Here is a 17,779-nt window from a genome sequence, read left to right as displayed (position 1 = left end):
CATAAATACCTTGTCAAAATTGTAAGAAGCCTTAATTTGTAGGTTAGGTTGTTTACTTTTGCGTTGCAGAGCAATCACCATGAAACATAACATGAGCGTTGTGTTGCGCTGTTGCTTTGTAAAATATTCAGCCCCATACTTTCACAATTCTTCCCGGATGGATACAATTTAAATAGACTGCGGGATTTTGCGACAGTTAGTGGGTGAATTCTAAATAGATATACCCAACACTAAATATTTAATCACAGCAGATACTAAAATGTAAAGTTTCTCACTGCTGAAGTTGAGACTAAGCGGTACAAAGACGATACAGCAAGGCTGAGTTAATGGGAGACTTACCAACCCAACCCGCATTTGAAAGTAGGGTTTATTGGCAGATGGGAATATTGACAGCTAATCAAATGTCTTTTGTGGCTACAGATGTTTGATTTTATTTTTGGGGGGGCATTTTTTCGAGTAATTATGGATAGCAACAGCGAGATTACGGAATGTGACATAAGATTAAATTCAGTGATTGCTTTGATATGGCGATCGCATCCTGAATCATCTTAATCCAAAATCTCCGCATTGCCCATACTGAAAAGTAAGCAAAAAAGACACCTTATGCCGAGTATTCCTAAAAACCTCCTCGATTTCACTCAAACTCCCCATAGCGGCTATCATTGGGACTGTAGCCATCGTCGTTTCTTTGAAGGCTGGTATTACCGCGTCACACTGCCCGAAATTAAGCAAACTATCGCCTTCATGTACTCTATCGAAGATCCCAGCGGTAATCAGCCCTACAGCGGCGGTGCAGCCCAAATACTGGGCATAAATGATGAATATCTTTGTCGCACCTTTCCCGATGTGAATAAATTTTGGGCGAGTCGGGATGTTTTAGGATTAGGACATTGGGGAAAAACTAACTTACAAGTTTCCCCCCTGTATCTTATCCCCAGTGAATTTACACACCATATTCAAGAAGGTTATCAAGCCACAGCCACCTTAAATCAAGGCATAATTACAGATCCTGCCACTGGTAATTATTGCCGATGGGAATACGAAATTAAACCCGTATACGCATGGGGAAATCAAAATAGTCTTCAGCAATCAACCGCTGGTTGGCTATCATTTTCGCAGATATTTGAACCCGGCTGGCAAATTTTAATGGCTCACGGTTTAGCCAGTGGTTGGATTGATTGGCATGGTAAAATTTATGAATTTACAAATGCTCCAGCATACGCAGAAAAAAATTGGGGTGGTGCTTTTCCCCAAAAATGGTTTTGGCTAAATTGCAATTCTTTTATTAATCAACCCGATTTAGCTTTAACAGCCGGTGGCGGTAAACGTGGTGTATTATGGTGGATGGAATCAGTGGCGATGATTGGTATCCACCACCAAGGCAAATTTTATGAATTTGTTCCTTGGAATTCAGAAGTAAAATGGCAAATTCAGCCCTGGGGTAGATGGCAAATGCAAGCCAAAAACCTAAATTACGAAATTGAACTGACAGGAACTACCCAGTTACCAGGTACATCTCTCCGCGCACCGACAAGCAATGGTTTAAATTTTTGTTGTCGGGATACTATGCAAGGGGAGCTAAATTTAGAATTGCGAGAACTTAATGGCAGCAAATCTCAAGTTATCCTCAATGCCAGTAGTAATCTATGCGGTTTAGAAGTTGGTGGTGATGATTGGGATAATTACTGGGATACACAAATAACGTAGTTAAACAAGGTCAAACAACGTCAATTGCTTATAATTTGCTCTCTGATTGACCTTACTCGTAAGGAGAGCTTTTAGGTTCTAGAGTCTGGGGCTTATCCATGCCCGTTTCCGCTTCAGTTTCCACTATTAGGGAATCGGTGAAACTTCTGAGTTCGTTCTAGCAAGATTACTTTTACATCGGAATGTTTCATATAACGAGTGATTTCAACGTCACTCATTCTTGCTAGAACGTTGTCAGCAGCGTTAGTATCTGAGTGCATCACGACCCCATCATGTCCGGTAAACTTGTCACCATTTCTACTACCCGTTAAGGTACTAAATCTGGAGTCAAGTTGTGACGTATACGCACAATTCACACTAACAACGGTGCAACCTACACGGGTTGAAACTTGTTTGAGGGCATCCGCAACTATCCCCTTGCACCATGAAGAAACATTTCTCTTCATACGCTTTCTCATGGGCTTTTTGCCTTTTAGTGCTTCCGTCAAATCTTCAAAAGCTACCTTGATTGCATTTAACATCAAGTCATGGGTGGCTGTAAAAACGATTGTTTTAATCCTACCTTTAAAGGATGTTTCCCGATTATTCCACTTGATTTTACCAAGGTTATTCCGTTTAATTCTATCAGCCTTGGCATTGTTCACCACGACAATTTTGCAGCCGTGAAGATTGCAAAACCACTCAACAAACTCAAAACCAAATCTGCATAACCTATCCTTATGTCCCACGACAATTTCAGAAATTTGATTTTGGGCAACTTGAGTCATTAATTTAAGAAAGTTTTTCCGCTTCCAGTTCATACCACTGGCAACATCCTTGACGACCCGGCATCCTGGGTAAGTTTTACCTAAAAAATCTATTTGTGTGTCAAGGTCTAACAACTGGGTTTTTGTGCTGACACGGGCATAAAGAACCCTCTCTTTATCCATTGAGACTGTTTTGATGAATGCTGACTCTGGATATCTCCGATGTCCCCCAGGGAAATACATTCTATTTTCCCTAAGTCAGCCCATTCTGCCGTTGTCTTAGGGTGATAGCCAAATTGTTTGTAAACTTGTTCTGGGGTTAGGTATTTCATCTTTCGGTTAAATACGATTAGCCCCAGTATACTACGTTATTTTGAGATTAGAGAGTTTGGCAGTCTCAATAAAAATTCTGCTATGATAATATTTGGTTCATTCTTGGGGTTGTAGCTCAGTTGGATAGAGCGAGCGCCTCCTAAGCGCTAGGCCGTGCGTTCGATCCGCACCAATCCCATTTGTATTTGTCATGTAGCTGCACTTGGAATTAAAGCGCAACTACATTTTGTTTTTGTTTCGCGCAGAGACGCAAAGGAGCAAAGACGCAAAGGAAGAGGTATATCTATTTACGGTGTAAATACATGAAAAATGCTGTCGGTTTACTCCAATTTAGCGTGAGCAGCTAAAATAATTCTTTCTGTTTCTTGCCAATTGATACATTTATCTGTTACGGAAACACCATATTGCAAGTCTTCTCGTTTTCCGGTTATCGGTTGGCTACCTTCGTACAAGTTTGATTCTAGCATCATGCCGACGATGGAATTATTGCCATCTATTATTTGCTGAATAATATTTTCAAAGACTATGGATTGTAATCTATAATCTTTGTTGGTATTACCATGACTACAATCAACAACTATTCTTGGTGATAAGTTGGCTGCTTTTAATTGTTCTTCTACTAGTTTAATGTTCTCTGCATCAAAATTAGGCTGAGTTCCTCCACGCAAGATTACATGGCCATGAGCATTTCCTTTAGTTTGAAATACACTCACTTGTCCTTTTTGATTGATACCCAGGAAATGATGGGGTGTGTTCGCTGATTTAAGCGCATTTACTGCAACTTGAATATTCCCGTCTGTACCATTTTTAAATCCCACCGGCATAGATAAACCACTGGCCATTTCTCGGTGTGTTTGCGATTCGGTGGTTCTTGCGCCAATTGCTGACCAAGATACCAATTCACTGATATATTGAGGGATGATGGGATCAAGTGCTTCTGTGGCAGTTGGTAATCCTAACTCTGTCAACTTTAATAGTAAGTTCCTGGCAATTGAAATTCCTTCTTCTACATGAAAAGAATCATCCATTTTTGGATCATTAATTAATCCTTTCCAGCCTACTGTAGTTCGGGGTTTTTCAAAATAAACCCGCATAATTAGCAGCAGTTTATCCTGAACTTTTTCGGCTAGACCTAGCAAGTTTTCTCCATATTCTATGGCTGCTTTTGGATCATGAATTGAACAAGGACCGACGACAATGAATTTACGTCGGTCTTGAAAATCTAGAATATGTTCTATTTCTTGTCTGAATTTTAAAATTGTATTTTCAGCAGTTTTCGTTAAAGGTAATTTTGCCTTCACTTCATTAGGAGTTGGTAAAACATGAGAACTCTTAATGTTAGTGTTAATTAATTTGTGGATCATAGCAGAAATCTCTGGATTTGTGTTATACGGTAGTAATTCTCAAATATCTGTGAAAACGTTTCTTGTTCTCTTTAAGCCTAAAGTAGTTTGTTAAAAAAACAAGTTGCACAAATTTAGATCAGATTACTCTATGCAAGGGTTGAATATATTAATATACACAGTTTTTCAGAAAAATACAAGATAAGTCCGTGTTATTTCCATAACATTTGGACATAAAACAATAATTTAATCCAGAAATTTAGATAAAAAGCTCCTGTCCCCAACCTTAGAGAAGCAGGGGATATTTTTGGAAAATTACTAAATATAGTAACTTTACTCAATTTTACCAGTGGTTATTAACATATAACTTAATAACCAATTTGCTGATGTGGCTCTGCGAGTTTGTCGCGGACTAAATTCACCGATTTTGTAACCTTTAAAACCGAGTTTTTCTTTGAGAGCCTGTTTATTTTCTGGAGGAATAGAACGAGTCAATTTCATAATTGCTGGACGAGAATCAATAAAATCCGGTGGTTGTGGATATTCATCTCTCCAGGTTGGTGCTACTTCACTATTAGTCCATGTGTCTGTAATGGGATTATAGCGATAACCCAGGTGATACCATAATAATTTTTTTACAGTATCATCATCAATTTTATCATTAATGATTGCCCAAATTGTTTCTGTATTTAGTGGGGGAAGATGAGACATAATTTTGAGAAAACAGGGAACAGGTAACAGATGATAATTTTACCAATTACCAGCCCTTGCAGATATAATCAGTGTTCAAACCCACAAAATATTACTTAGTAAAGGTACGCTTAACTTCAATAGCATCATTATAAGCAAGACATCCTTCTAATACTGTACTTCCTTGCTTGTACTCAATTGTTTTAGTTTTAAGTTCTGCTAATACATGAGCAGAACTTAACAACACTAGCGCAGTGTCAGCAAAACAGAAAGTCAAAATTTCATAACTTTATTAAGTATTCAAAATTGATTATGGTGAATTATCACCACAAAACTCGACAAAATAAAAGTCATTATTTTGAAAATAATTGCTACAATTCTGCTTTTAGCTTCTGGATGATGTATCTCAGTTATCAAACAGGAATTCAGTTGTTAAAAGTTGCAGGAGGATGGTTTACGCCACACTACGCTACGCTATCAAAATGAACTTTTTTGTATAACTGGCATAAGAATTGAGGTAGATTCAATTATTTATTGTATAAAACCTTACTTAATTGCTCATAATCTCCTAACTTCTGTATTCTGTTTAGTAAGATTGCCATTCTAGCAATGCGAAATTTTGTCGTAACGCTAAATTATTAGTTATATAAAGAAAAATCAATCGTTGTTCCCAATTAATTCATCGGCTATTAGCTCATTACCATGCGTGCAACTGCTACTATTTATCAGAATCCCCTACTTCAAAGCTCTGGTTTACCCGCATTTGCGGCTATTAAATCGGAGCAAGTCGAACCAGCTTTTAGTTATCTGTTAGGAGAACTTGAAAAGCAATTAACTGACTTAGAGGCAAATATAGAGCCTACTTGGAGCGGCTTAGTAGAACCTCTAGAAAAATTGACAGAACGGCTAAATTGGAGTTGGGGAATCCTAAATCATTTAATGGGTGTAAAAAATAGTCCAGAACTACGTATTGCCTATGAAAAGGTACAGCCGCAAGTAGTTCAGTTTATGAATATCCTGGGACAAAGCAAACCTATTTATAATGCTTTTAAAGCAATTCGCCATAGTCCTACCTGGGAAACTTTAAATTCAGCCCAACAGAGAATTATCAAAGCGGCAATTCGAGATGCAGAATTGTCTGGTGTTGGTTTAGAAGGAAAAGACAGAGAACGGTTTAATAATATCCAAATGGAATTAGCAGAACTAGCGACTAGATTTGCTAATCACGTTCTAGATGCCACTAAAGGCTTTATTTTAATTCTCACCACCCACAATGACATTGATGGCTTACCAAGTAGCTTGTTGAGTCTTGCAGCCCAAGCTGCGCGGGCGGCTGGAGAGGAAAATGCTACACCAGAACATGGACCGTGGCATATTACTTTAGATTTTCCTAGCTATTTCCCGTTCATGCAGCACAGTACCCGGCGGGATTTACGGGAAAAAATCTATAAGGCTTATATTACCAGGGCATCTTCTGGGGAATTAGATAATAATCCTTTGATTATCCGTATTTTAGAGTTAAGAAAAGAACTAGCTCAATTAATTGGCTTTGAGACTTTTGCTGAACTGAGTTTGGCTAGTAAGATGGCCAAAGATGTTGCCTCTGTCGAAAAACTATTAGAAGAACTCCGTCAAGCTAGTTATCATGCTGCTGTCAAAGATTTAGAAAAACTCAAAGCCTTTGCTAAAGCCAAGGGAGCAGCAGAAGCCGAAAATTTGCAGCATTGGGATATTGGCTTTTGGGCTGAACGGCAACGGGAAGAAAAATTTGCTTTTACTGCGGAAGAATTACTGCCCTATTTTCCCCTCCCTCAAGTCCTAGATGGGCTATTTGGGCTAGTAAAAAGGCTTTTTGGGGTGACGGTGACACCGGCTGATGGCCAAGCCCCAATATGGCATGAGGATGTGCGTTATTTCCAAATTGCTGATAAATATGGTGAACCTATTGCTTATTTTTACTTAGATGCTTACAGCCGTCCCGCAGAAAAGCGTGGTGGGGCTTGGATGGATGCTTGCATTCACCGGAGGAAAGTTACAGAAAATGATTTGACTACTATCCGTCTCCCTGTAGCTTATTTGATTTGTAACCAAACTCCCCCTGTGGATGGGAATCCGAGTTTGATGGCTTTTGATGAGGTGGAGACACTGTTCCATGAATTTGGCCATGGCTTACATCATATGCTGACTAAGGTGGATTATCTGGGAGCAGCAGGTATTAATAATGTTGAGTGGGACGCTGTGGAATTACCGAGCCAATTTATGGAAAACTGGTGCTATGACCGCCAAACCTTGTTTGGTATGGCTAAACATTATCAAACAGGGGAATCATTACCAGAGCATTATTACCAAAAATTGTTGGCAGCACGTAATTACATGAGCGGTTCAACTATGTTGCGGCAACTAGATTTTAGTAGTGTTGATTTGGAATTACACTACCGCTATTCTCCCAATAGTCAGGAAACCGTGACAGATCTGCGACACCGCATTGCTAAGTTAACAACTGTATTACCACCATTGCCGGAGGATGCGTTTCTATGTGCTTTCGGTCATATTTTTGAAGGGGGTTATGCAGCCGGATACTATAGTTATAAGTGGGCTGAGGTTCTCAGTGCTGATGTTTTTGCTGCTTTTGAAGAAGCGGGCTTAGAAGATGAAGCCGCAATCCACGCCATTGGCAGACGTTACCGAGATACGGTTTTAGCACTAGGTGGCAGTCAGCATCCCATGGATGTCTTTAAAACCTTCCGGGGACGAGAACCCAGTACCAAGGCTTTACTTAAGCACAATGGGCTGCTGACTCAATGCTGTTCGGATAAGCAGGGGTGGTAGGGGTGGTAGGGGTGGTAGGGGTGGTAGGGGTGGTAGGGGTGGTAGGGGAAGTAGGGGAGGTTGGGGAGGTTGGGGAGGTTGGGGAGGTTGGGGAGGTTGGGGAAGATAATTTTTCCCTTGCACCAGTCAGCCATTCCGTAAATTTACACGACAACTTCTTCCCGTTGGCAATCAAAGAAAAGTTCAAAAACAGTATCAGGAATCATCTGACGGATGTGTTGAATATAGCCTTCGGCATCAGAACGACTGCGAAACCGGGAAACAATAACTTTTTCCCGTTCGCTAACGATACGGGCTACAGCCCAACCATTCAGCCTTTTTTTGTAGGCGTTATCTTCTCTTGCCGCAGGAATTGTGAGATCTTCTGAAGTGCTATTTTTGTAATCCGTATTTTGTGGCATGATTATTTTATGCATAAGAACTTGAGTGAAGGGCGTTAGTATGTCTCTTAACCAAAGATTTACTAGCGTCTTTTATTGATGATGCCACCTTGTTATTACATATTTTAAAAATTGTCAATACTTGGTGCAACAACTTATTTTCTGACAATCTTTGCTTTTATTTAATTCGGACTAATATATACTGTATTAGTTCAGTATTTAAACTTAAATAGAGACAAGAAATATTGGTATAAACCATACCAAGCTTCAATCATTTGAGATCATCTTGCAAAATAAAAATGTCAATTACATCAATCATCCAAAAAGTAGCATTACAAATAGGGGCTGTGGTTTTACTTGAACCAGAATATAAATTAGTTGGGCATATTACTTTTAAAAACGGGAAAAGATCAGTTTTTAGTTATGCCAAATTGAATATTAACGGTCTTGCTTCAGCCGAGTTAGTCAAAGATAAAGCCTATAGTAATTTTTTCCTCAAGCAGCTTGGATATCGAGTAACGGAGGGTAAGACATTTTTTACTGATCAGTTATGTGCGAAAATAGCTCATCCTAGAAATATTCATGATGGATTTAATTATGCACAATCAATCGGATTTCCAGTAATTGTTAAACCTCTGAATCTTAGTCAAGGCATTTTGGTGACTAAGGTATATAATCAGGCAGAATATTATGATGTAGCTCATAAAATCTTTGAAATTAAATCAGGATTGATTGTAGAAAAGTTTTATAGTGGTAATGACTATAGAATTGTTGTTTTGGATGATGAGGTGATTACCGCTTATCAAAGAATTCCCTTATTTGTTGTTGGTGATGGTATATCTAATGTTTTAGAGTTACTTCAACAAAAACAGGAAAAATTTTTGAACATGGGGAGAAAAAATGTGATTAAATTTGATGATTTTCGCATTTCCCAAAAATTAAAAACGCAAAATATTGATTGGAATAGTGTGATTCCTCATAATAATATTATCTATCTTTTGGATAGTGCTAATTTATCCAGTGGAGGTGAAGCAGTAGATTTTTCTGAAAGGATTCATCCTGATTTTCAAAAATTAGCAATTAACATTACTAAAGATATGGGATTAAGATTAACAGGGGTGGATATACTCACCCATGATATAACTATGCCGATGGTAGATTATACGCTCATTGAAGTCAATGGTTCTCCTGGTCTAAATCACTATGCTGCTAGTGGTGAAGTAGCAGCAAAAAGGGTGGAAGAGTTTTATCTGAAAATTCTCCAAGTCCTAGAGAATGATAGTTAGGGCTGGCTGAAAAAAGCAATAGGAGTGAAAAATTGCTGGAGTTTCCATCAGATTAATCCCTATTTAAAGCGTAGGTGGGTTGGCAAAAGAATACATTAAATCAGCCTCGATTAATATAGATACCCGACTTCTTAAAGAAGTCGGGTATCTGTTTATATTGAAAGTAAAAAATAAAAGGGACATAATTGCTGCAATTATGTATCCTAAATAAGACATAAATACCTCCTTTTCTCTACCTCTGTGTCCTCTGTGTCCTCTGTGGTTCGTTCCAAAAAATCCCTTCACAAACCAGGGAGAATAGCTATATCTATAATTCAGATTATATAACTTTTATTCAGTAACTAATAATTTGAGGTAAGATAAATAATCATCTGCCATTAATTCATGACCAATATTATTAATAAACGGGCTGATTTTGATAGTCCATGGAAAGAAATTCTCAACGCATATTTTCCCCAAGCAATGCAATTCTTTTTTCCCGAAACCGAGGCACTAATTGACTGGGAACGTCCTTATGAATTTCTCGATAAAGAATTTCAACAAATTACCCGTGAAGCCGAACAAGGAAAGAGATATGCTGATCAATTAGTCAAAGTTTGGCAAATTCAGGGTGAACAATTGTGGTTATTAGTCCATGTAGAAATTCAGGGAAAAAAAGAAGATAATTTCAGTCAACGGATGTTTACCTACAATTATCGCATTTTTGACAGTTTTGGTCAACCCGCAACCAGTTTGGCGATTTTATGTGACACAAACCGTGAATGGCGACCGAGTAATTACGGTTACAATTATCCCCAGACAAAGTTAAATTTTGAATTTGGTAGCATTAAACTGTTAGATTATGAACAACGGTGGCAAGAGTTAGAAAATAGTAAGAATCCTTTTGCTACAGTGGTTATGGCGCATTTGAAAACCCAGCAAACGCGCTCATATCCCCAAAAACGCAAAATCTGGAAATTCAGTTTAATTCGCAGGTTATACGATTTAGGCTTACAAGAGCAAGATATTCGTAACCTGTATCGCTTTATAGACTGGGTGATGATTTTACCAAAACCATTGGAAAATCAATTGTGGTCGGAGTATAAAAAATTCGAGCAGGAGCGAACTATGAGATATATTACCACTGGTGAGCGCATAGGTTACGAGCGGGGAATAGAAGAAGGTAGACAGGAAGGAGAACGGTTAGTTATTTTAAAACTGCTTAAAAGGCGACTAGGTGAATTATCACCGGAAACAACACAGCGGATTCAATCTCTTTCTGTTAATCAGTTGGAAAATTTAAGCGAGGCTTTACTAGATTTTAGCAGTATGGCGGATTTACTTAATTGGTTGCAATTAAATTAATCCTCTTGTTGAAATCTTCAAATATATGTAAGGTAGATTAGCAATAAAGTACATGAAATAAGTCTTGATTAAGATAGATGCCTGACTTCTTAAATAAGTCGGGCATTTGTTTGTATTTAAGTTAATAGGCAAAAGTGACAAAATTGCAGCAATTATGTCACTTTTTTTGGCTATTTTTAATCCGTAATTGTGCGTTTTTTAGTGATATTTTCAACCTAAAAAGGCAATTTTACGGATATTTGTGCGGAAAATGCTGTTATCATCAAGCTATTGAAAGTGACAAAACTGAAACAATTATGTCACTTTTATTTTGTCTAAGTCTCTAGACAGAGGGTTTTATTTTTCATAGGATGTAGTCGGGAAATGAAAAAGTACAACATTTCCGATTTCTTCTAGATTTTTTGATTTTTTAAAACCAAGGAGAATACCAAAATGGCTCGCATTCAAATTGCTGATATTAATCCCTCTGAATCTGAACTTTTGTATGAACTTAATGACGGGGAGATTTTAGATATTAATGGAGGTTCTTGGTTTACAAGAATATTTGGAACAGTACTGATAGTGTTGGGGATTTTCACAAGTCCATTTCAGATAGGTGTAGCCCTGATTGGTGCTGGTGCATCTATAGTCCGTGAGGGAGAAGTGCATCACCACTAACCACACTATTAAATGGTGGGTTACGCTATAGCTAACCCACCCTACATTTTTTTTCTCGTTTCTCGTTCCCAGTCTCTGACTGGGAATGCTACCTAGAGGCTCTGCCTCCATGACTTAGTATTAATGAAGGCAGAGCCTTCTGTAATTCATTCCCATACAGAGTATGGGAACGAGAACATTTTTGTGATTAAATCACTCGAAATTAACATTAATCTCTGTTTGATTAACCTGTTTTTTGATCCAACTTAATAGTAAATCGCTAACAATTTCCTGACGCAATTTATCATTCAATTCCGGCTGAATAATCTCCTCAACAAAAATTAAATGTACCCCTTTAGAAGTAATTATCGGTTTAATTACCTGTGGGGGTTTGGCACCAAAGACAGCAGCAGATATTTCTGGCTTTAAATCCCGACGATTTAATATTCCTAAATATCCTCCCTTACGACGTAATTCTATATCTTGAATATATTGGTGAGCTACATCATAAAAACTCATTTCTCCTTCTTTGACTGCATAAAAAAGTTCTATTGCTAGATCTTCATCATTAAATACAACTTCATACATAACCACACCAGCATAATTTAGCTGATTTTCAAAGAAGAAAGGTTCGATTTGATCAGAAAATAAATGTTTGCTTAACTTAGCAGTAACCACACCAGTATAGACTATATCTTCAAAATCATCTATAGATAAACTATGTTTTTCTAACCATTTCCAAGTGTCATTAGCACTGGTCAGGTCATTATTTAATCGCAGAAAATCCGCTGCTTTTTGTAATTCTTCAACTTCTACTTTTATCCCTGCTTCTTCCGCAGCAGTTATAATCACTTTTCGGCTGATAATTTGCTCAACTAACTCAGGTATTTTACAGGATAATTTAATTTGTTGTAAAATATCTGATTGGGTAATGGTGATGCTTTCTGACATAATTTGCTCCCTAAATACATAAATTATACCCCACCCTAACCCTCCCCTTGCTAAGGGGAGGGGACAATTCGATGAATTTTTTCTCGTTCCCAGTCGGAGACTGGGAATGCTACCTAGAGGCTCTGCCTCCATGGCTTAGTATTAATGAAGGCAGAGCCTTCCGTAATTCATTCCCATACAGAGTATGGGAACGAGGGGAAAGACTAAAGAGAGGGGACTGAATTAATTGTTTCCCCCCTTCTCGTTCCCAGTCTCAGACTGGGAATGCTACCTAGAGGCTCTGCCTCCATGACTTAGTATTAATGAAAGCAGAGCCTTCCGTAATTCATTCCCATACAGAGTATGGGAACGAGGGAAACAAGGGGGGACTAAGGGAGGTAATTCGATAAATTTTCTACAATTTCACTCCTCCTTGTTGCAATTTTTTAAATGGGTCAAGTAGAAAATCAATAATTCGTCGCTGACGGACAATTACCTCAGCGGTTGCTGTATCCCCTGGACGCAAAGGAATACATTTATTAGCAGTGGGAATACAACTTTGTTTGAGAGAAATTTCTAAGTTATAAGCGGCTACTTTGCCATTAGCTGTATCTATCTCTATCGTATTAGGAGAAATTTTAATTAACTCTCCTGAGATAATACCATAATCCTGAAAAGGATAAGCATCAAATTTGAGTTTTACTGGTAATCCTAACCGCAAAAAACCACTGTCTGTAGTTGCCATTTGCGCTCGAATTATTAAGGGTGAATTATCTTGAGCAATTTCGGCAACCATTGTCCCTACTTGCACAACTGAGCCGGGTTTTTGAATTGGTAATTGAAATAATATACCATTGACAGAAGCTTTAATTTCTCGCTGTCCCAACTGAAATTTTAAGGCATCAATTTGGCGTTTAGTTTGAGAAATATCTGATTTGAGAGAACTAATATCTGTGTCTAAACTTTTCTGCTGTTCAGCAATTTTTAACACCGCTGACTGACCAGAAAGGGTTAAAGTTTGATAGCTTCTTTGCTGTTCTCCCAGTCGCAATTTAGCCTGTTCAATATCGGCATGAGCTTGGCGAAAATTTCGCTCATAACTACTTTGTTGTTCTGCTAAACGTAACTTAGCTTGTTGAACATCTGATTGGGTTTGTGCATACAATTTTTGCTTTTCCTTAGCGATATCTTGCTTGTCTACTAAATTTATTTCTGGAATTACTCCCTGTTGTCTGAGTTGACTATAGCGTTTTACTTCTCGCTGACTACTTAATAAACTACTCTCTGCTAATTGATTAGTAGTTTGACTATTAGTTAGGGTTTGTCGCGCTTGATTAAGTTGAGATAATCTTTCTTCTTTCTGAAATTGATAGGCATTTTTTAGGGTATTAATATTCTGTTGCGCTTGATCAATTTGTGCTTGTTTCTCTAATTGTTGAGATTGATTTTGTTGTTGTTATCTTGTTCATCAATTAAAACTTTACCATCTGTGGGGGGATATAAGCCGATAACTAATTTAGAAATGGTGGTTTTTCCTGAACCACTGCGTCCCACTAAAGCTACCATTTGTCAGGGTTTGATTTCAAAACTGAGGTTTTCTAATATATTAATATCGCTTTCTGGATGATAGCGAAATGTGACGTTTTCAAAGCGAATATGCCCCTGAATTGGTGGTAAATTCTGCCGTGATTGATTTTGTAAGTCTTCTTCTGGTTCTGTGTCTAAAACATCGTTAATTCTTTCTACTGCAATCACAACTTCCTGCAATTCATTCCATAAGACAATTAACCGTTGGAAGGGGCGAATAATATTACCCAGCAGCATATTAAATGCTACTAGTTGTCCCACAGTTAACTGATTATGAATTACTAAATATGCCCCAAACCATAATAAAGCTGTGGTAGCTACTGCTTCAATTGTGTTACTGAAAATTTGTAAATTATTGCCGATAACTTGCCCGGAAAAGTTGGTTTTTACCTCTTTATTTAATAACTCTTCCCAATGCCATCTTACTGTTTGTTCTACTGCTGTGGCTTTGACAGTTCTCACACCAGTTAAAGCTTCTATTAAATAACTGCTTTCTTTGTTGACTGCATTGAATATTTCTCTGGAAATCCTTTGTAAAAAAGGTGTGGCAATTAAGGCTAATAAGGCAAAGGGTGGCACAATTATTAAAGCTAATAATGCCATTTTCCAACTGTACCAAAACATCAAGCCCACATAGATAAAGACAGTGAATAAATCTAAGAGAATTGATAATGCTTCACCCGATAAAAAGCGTTGAATTTTGCGGTTTTCCTGCACGCGAGAAATAATATCCCCCACATAACGAGTCTCGAAAAAACTCAGGGGTAAACGCAATGTATGGCGAATAAAACCGACAATTAATGCTAAGTCTATCCGATTAGCTATATGATCTAAAAGATATTGCCTTAAACCCGTCATAGCCACCCGAAAAAGGCTAAAAATCAACAATCCTATTCCTACTGCTGTCAGGGTCAGTTCTGACCGTTGTACCACTACCCGATCTAAAATTAATTGGGTAAATAGGGGGGTAATTAAGCCAAATATCTGGATGAATATGGAAGCGATAAATACTTCCAACATGACTACAGAATGGGGTTTTATTAACTCAAAAAATTGCCAAAAAGGTGTAGATGTCTCTTTCGTTTCTTTGAGCATTGCTGTCGGTTGTAACAACAATGTATAACCAGTCCAGTCGTTGTTAAATTCCTCATGGGTGAGGGTGCGTTGACCAATAGCAGGGTCTGCCACAATTACATATTTAGGGGTAATTTCGTAGACCACTATGTAATGTTTGCCTTCCCAGTGAACAATAGCAGGTAATTTTTGCTTTCCTAACTGCTTTAAACTAGCTTTGACAGGTCTAGTGGCAAAACCTAGACTTTCTGCTGCTGTTAATAACCCCCGCAAGGATGCACCATTGCGGTCTACATTGGCAATATCACGCAAGCGATTTACACTAAAACGTTTCCCCCAATACCGGGACACCATGACTAGACAAGCTGCCCCGCAGTCAGAACCACTTTGTTGAGCAAAGAATGGATAGCGCCCCATTACCTTTTGCCATAAATGCCCCACCCGTTGTCTGGGACTGGGAAAATAGGCTTTACTAATTTTTGATTCTGAGGTCAAATAGGGGGTTGAATCTGAATTGTCGTTCTCTGGAGAGCTTGGTTTTATGGGTGTATAATCTGTGTTTCTCAGGAGTGAGTATGCTTTCTCCCATAAATGTTCTCGAATTTGGGGATACTTGGCTATTAATGGCAATAGTAACTTTTCTGGCAAGAAGCATAACTGTAAATTTGCTGAAGCTCTGGCTGCATAAGTCTGAAATTTAGATTCGGAAAACAAAGTAAATTCACCGAAAGATTCTCCAGGCTCTAGGGTAGTAATTAATTCATCTCTATCATCTAATAGTCTGACTTTGCCCGTAATGATAATGTAAATGCCCGGTTCAACATTCTTTCCTGTCCAGAATTTGCCGACTTTAGGGTTGATAGACTGAAGTTCGGGAAGATAGTGATAAAATTCTTCTGCGGTTAGTGAATACCCCAATGTATTGTTGATTTGTTGCAGAGATACTAATTGAGCGGATATATTGTGCGCCATAAATGTCTGAATCCTTTACTGCTTTGTGAAAATTAATAGGTATAATTTCTGAGGAATCGGTGGTATTTGCTTTTTTGAGGTCAGCAATTGATATTTTGGGTTCTGTAGCCGATTTTGGGCTATTTTGTCCATCATGACTGGGTTTCGGTCGAGTGGATAAGCCCATTTGTTTGAGAAGTCGCTTAAAGTGGCGATCGCTCACTTCAAAGCCAAATTCTTCGCATAGATGTTTCTGTAACCAATTCAATGTCCAGTGTTGAGAAACATGACCATAATCACGAGGATTACTGTAAAATAATTCTTTTAATCGTTGTAAGTATTCATTACTAACTAATTTAGGGCGACCAATCGGACAATCTTGCCATTGATGCGCCATTCCCTGACGAGCTATGTGTATCCAATGTCTAGCGGTTGCGGGACAACACCCCAAAATTTGACAAATTTCTGCTTGAGTTATCCCTTGGTCCGCTAACAACATAATTTGAATCCGTTGCCGCTGGGATTGAGAGCGATGTTCTTGTAATGATTTTAACAGCATTTGTCGCTGAAAATCTGTTAACAAGTTACTTGAAGAATTGCTCCCCGCTTTATTACTACTTGTCCATTGATATGTATACATAAATGGTTCAATCTCGTAAAAATCAAACTCCGCAAGCATCCTAGTTCCCTCTTAATGAGAGCTTGGCCTTATTTTAGGGATGAAAATAATTTCGCATCCGTTTAATACCTTTGTAGAGACTTTACATGGGTAGAGATTCTCGGCTCTACCTCCAAAAATCATCCGCCAATATGGCTACACCACGTAGGCTATCTGCAACGCCAAAAATTAAAGCATCTTTTTAGCCTTTAATAAATCACCTGGCAGAAAAGCCCCATTTTCAGTAATAATGGCGGTAATTAAATCAGCAGGTGTGACATCAAAAGCCGGGTTATAAAATTCCACTCCTGGAGGGGTGAGGATAGTTTCACCTATTTGATATATTTCTGCTGGGTGACGTTCTTCAATGGGAATTTGACTACCATCAATTAATTCAAAATCTACTGTAGATAAGGGTGCAGCGACAAAGAAGGGAATATTATGAGCTTTGGCGACAATAGCTAAACTATAAGTTCCGATTTTATTGGCAGTGTCACCATTAGCAGCAATTCTATCAGCACCCACAACTACAGCATCAATTAAACCTTGTTTCATGCAGTGGGCAGCCATATTATCGGTAATTACTGTCACTGGAATGCCTTCTTGGACACATTCCCACGCGGTGAGTTTTGCACCTTGTAACCGGGGACGGGTTTCGTCAGCAAATACCCTGGCTAAACGTCCTTCTTTCCACGCAGAACGGACTACACCTAATGCTGTCCCATAACCGGCAGTGGCTAATGCCCCAGCGTTGCAATGAGTGAGTATAATTAGTTGGTCTGGGGTTTGCGGTAATGCTGCCAAACCATGATCACCTATAGCTTGACAGGTTTGTAGATCTTCGGCATTGATCTTTTGGGCAGTTTCTAAAAGAACTTGTTTAATTTCGGCGACTGTTCCCACGGTTTCATAAGCCGTTTTCATCATTCTGCCAATGGCCCAAAACAAATTTACCGCAGTGGGACGGGTAGAACGCAACAAATTAGCGACTGTTTCCAGTTTAGTCAAAAACTCTTGGATTTCGCTTGTTTCAATTTCCCTTGCACCTAAATACATTCCATAGGCCGCAGCCACTCCTATCGCCGGCGCACCTCTCACAATCATGGTTGTAATGGCTTGTGCCATATCTTCACTGCGGTGAATCTCCACCACTGTATATTCATTAGGTAAGCGAGTTTGATCAATGAGTGATACTGAATTATTGCGCCAAATAACGGGATAAACCATATTGTTAGTTGTCAGTTGTCAGTAGGGGCGAAGCATTTGCAAGATAAATTATCGGTCA

At 38.6% G+C, this 17,779-nt stretch carries 13 protein-coding genes, 1 tRNA gene and 2 pseudogenes; 6 read left to right on the top strand and 10 right to left on the bottom strand.

Translation table 11 applies throughout. The annotated features are described in order from the left end of the window. The first annotated feature begins 603 nt into the window (after positions 1-603). Complete coding sequence (locus FJR06_RS09530) at positions 604-1,707, top strand: tocopherol cyclase family protein (RefSeq protein ID WP_168651304.1); 1,104 nt, start codon at positions 604-606, stop codon at positions 1,705-1,707. Positions 1,708-1,820: 113 nt separating this feature from the next. Here the strand turns inward: FJR06_RS09530 and FJR06_RS23960 are convergent, their stop codons facing one another. Beyond that, entirely contained in the window at positions 1,821-2,636 is an 816-nt protein-coding gene (locus tag FJR06_RS23960) for a recombinase family protein (RefSeq protein ID WP_254434408.1), read from the bottom strand. After that, complete coding sequence (locus FJR06_RS24315; RefSeq protein WP_174783446.1) at positions 2,582-2,785, bottom strand: hypothetical protein; 204 nt, start codon at positions 2,783-2,785, stop codon at positions 2,582-2,584. Before FJR06_RS24315 ends, FJR06_RS23960 begins: the two co-directional genes overlap by 55 nt. A gap of 105 nt (positions 2,786-2,890) precedes the next feature. On the opposite strand from FJR06_RS24315, the gene FJR06_RS09510 reads away from it, so the two are divergent. Then, positions 2,891-2,964, top strand: a tRNA-Arg gene (locus FJR06_RS09510). Positions 2,965-3,106: 142 nt separating this feature from the next. Here the strand turns inward: FJR06_RS09510 and FJR06_RS09505 are convergent. Beyond that, positions 3,107-4,150 carry a 3-deoxy-7-phosphoheptulonate synthase gene (locus FJR06_RS09505; protein ID WP_168651303.1) on the bottom strand — a complete coding sequence of 348 codons (1,044 nt, stop codon included), beginning with the start codon at positions 4,148-4,150 and terminating at the stop codon, positions 3,107-3,109. 312 nt (positions 4,151-4,462) lie between these two features. After that, positions 4,463-4,840 carry a DUF1823 family protein gene (locus FJR06_RS09500; RefSeq protein WP_168651302.1) on the bottom strand — a complete coding sequence of 126 codons (378 nt, stop codon included), beginning with the start codon at positions 4,838-4,840 and terminating at the stop codon, positions 4,463-4,465. Between the two features lie 681 nt (positions 4,841-5,521). Here FJR06_RS09500 and FJR06_RS09495 point away from each other — a divergent pair. Next, on the top strand, positions 5,522-7,648 hold the full coding sequence (locus FJR06_RS09495) for a M3 family metallopeptidase (protein ID WP_015078331.1): 2,127 nt from the start codon (positions 5,522-5,524) through the stop codon (positions 7,646-7,648). A 143-nt stretch (positions 7,649-7,791) separates the two neighbouring features. On the opposite strand, the gene FJR06_RS09490 is transcribed toward FJR06_RS09495, so the two are convergent. After that, a complete protein-coding gene (locus FJR06_RS09490) occupies positions 7,792-8,049 on the bottom strand; it encodes a hypothetical protein (RefSeq protein ID WP_015078330.1) in 258 nt (85 codons plus the stop codon). Positions 8,050-8,327: 278 nt separating this feature from the next. Between FJR06_RS09490 and FJR06_RS09485 the strand changes: the two genes are divergently transcribed. The 3 genes from FJR06_RS09485 to FJR06_RS09475 all read left to right on the top strand — a co-directional run bounded on the left by FJR06_RS09485 (position 8,328) and on the right by FJR06_RS09475 (position 11,315). Further along, positions 8,328-9,314 (top strand): ATP-grasp domain-containing protein, encoded by a 987-nt coding sequence (locus tag FJR06_RS09485; RefSeq protein WP_015078329.1) that lies wholly within the window; start codon positions 8,328-8,330, stop codon positions 9,312-9,314. Between the two features lie 384 nt (positions 9,315-9,698). After that, positions 9,699-10,658 carry a DUF4351 domain-containing protein gene (locus tag FJR06_RS09480; RefSeq protein WP_168651301.1) on the top strand — a complete coding sequence of 320 codons (960 nt, stop codon included), beginning with the start codon at positions 9,699-9,701 and terminating at the stop codon, positions 10,656-10,658. A 432-nt stretch (positions 10,659-11,090) separates the two neighbouring features. Beyond that, positions 11,091-11,315: a hypothetical protein gene (locus tag FJR06_RS09475; RefSeq protein WP_168651300.1), complete on the top strand. Its 225-nt coding sequence runs from the start codon at positions 11,091-11,093 to the stop codon at positions 11,313-11,315. A gap of 192 nt (positions 11,316-11,507) precedes the next feature. On the opposite strand, the gene FJR06_RS09470 is transcribed toward FJR06_RS09475, so the two are convergent. The 5 genes and pseudogenes from FJR06_RS09470 to mtnA all read right to left on the bottom strand — a co-directional run bounded on the left by FJR06_RS09470 (position 11,508) and on the right by mtnA (position 17,721). Then, entirely contained in the window at positions 11,508-12,245 is a 738-nt protein-coding gene (locus FJR06_RS09470) for a peptidylprolyl isomerase (RefSeq protein ID WP_168651299.1), read from the bottom strand. 394 nt (positions 12,246-12,639) lie between these two features. Then, positions 12,640-13,680: pseudogene (locus tag FJR06_RS09465) on the bottom strand (HlyD family efflux transporter periplasmic adaptor subunit); the annotation flags it as partial. A 2-nt stretch (positions 13,681-13,682) separates the two neighbouring features. Continuing rightward, positions 13,683-15,803 (bottom strand): annotated as a pseudogene (locus tag FJR06_RS09460) (peptidase domain-containing ABC transporter); the annotation flags it as partial. Beyond that, entirely contained in the window at positions 15,736-16,515 is a 780-nt protein-coding gene (locus FJR06_RS09455; protein WP_371723719.1) for a transposase, read from the bottom strand. The gene FJR06_RS09455 and the pseudogene FJR06_RS09460, both read right to left, overlap by 68 nt. Positions 16,516-16,683: 168 nt before the next feature. Further along, entirely contained in the window at positions 16,684-17,721 is a 1,038-nt protein-coding gene (gene mtnA / locus FJR06_RS09450; RefSeq protein WP_015078313.1) for an S-methyl-5-thioribose-1-phosphate isomerase, read from the bottom strand. Positions 17,722-17,779: the final 58 nt, after the last annotated feature.

Source organism: Dolichospermum sp. UHCC 0352 (genome assembly GCF_009711925.1).
Taxonomy (GTDB): Bacteria; Cyanobacteriota; Cyanobacteriia; order Cyanobacteriales; family Nostocaceae; genus Dolichospermum; species Dolichospermum lemmermannii.
Note: the sequence above shows the minus strand (reverse complement) of the source record. Positions and strands in the feature narration are given on the sequence as shown.

Bases quoted from the DNA above. Each gene is read 5' to 3' on its own strand.
- FJR06_RS23960 (WP_254434408.1), bottom strand. From the start codon at position 2,636: ATGGATAAAGAGAGGGTTCTTTATGCCCGTGTCAGCACAAAAACCCAG.
- FJR06_RS09455 (WP_371723719.1), bottom strand. From the start codon at position 16,515: ATGCTTGCGGAGTTTGATTTTTACGAGATTGAACCATTTATGTATACA.
- FJR06_RS09490 (WP_015078330.1), bottom strand. From the start codon at position 8,049: ATGCCACAAAATACGGATTACAAAAATAGCACTTCAGAAGATCTCACA.
- FJR06_RS09485 (WP_015078329.1), top strand. From the start codon at position 8,328: ATGTCAATTACATCAATCATCCAAAAAGTAGCATTACAAATAGGGGCT.
- FJR06_RS09505 (WP_168651303.1), bottom strand. From the start codon at position 4,150: ATGATCCACAAATTAATTAACACTAACATTAAGAGTTCTCATGTTTTA.
- FJR06_RS09470 (WP_168651299.1), bottom strand. From the start codon at position 12,245: ATGTCAGAAAGCATCACCATTACCCAATCAGATATTTTACAACAAATT.
- mtnA (WP_015078313.1), bottom strand. From the start codon at position 17,721: ATGGTTTATCCCGTTATTTGGCGCAATAATTCAGTATCACTCATTGAT.
- FJR06_RS09500 (WP_168651302.1), bottom strand. From the start codon at position 4,840: ATGTCTCATCTTCCCCCACTAAATACAGAAACAATTTGGGCAATCATT.
- FJR06_RS09530 (WP_168651304.1), top strand. From the start codon at position 604: ATGCCGAGTATTCCTAAAAACCTCCTCGATTTCACTCAAACTCCCCAT.
- FJR06_RS09480 (WP_168651301.1), top strand. From the start codon at position 9,699: ATGACCAATATTATTAATAAACGGGCTGATTTTGATAGTCCATGGAAA.
- FJR06_RS09495 (WP_015078331.1), top strand. From the start codon at position 5,522: ATGCGTGCAACTGCTACTATTTATCAGAATCCCCTACTTCAAAGCTCT.
- FJR06_RS24315 (WP_174783446.1), bottom strand. From the start codon at position 2,785: ATGAAATACCTAACCCCAGAACAAGTTTACAAACAATTTGGCTATCAC.
- FJR06_RS09475 (WP_168651300.1), top strand. From the start codon at position 11,091: ATGGCTCGCATTCAAATTGCTGATATTAATCCCTCTGAATCTGAACTT.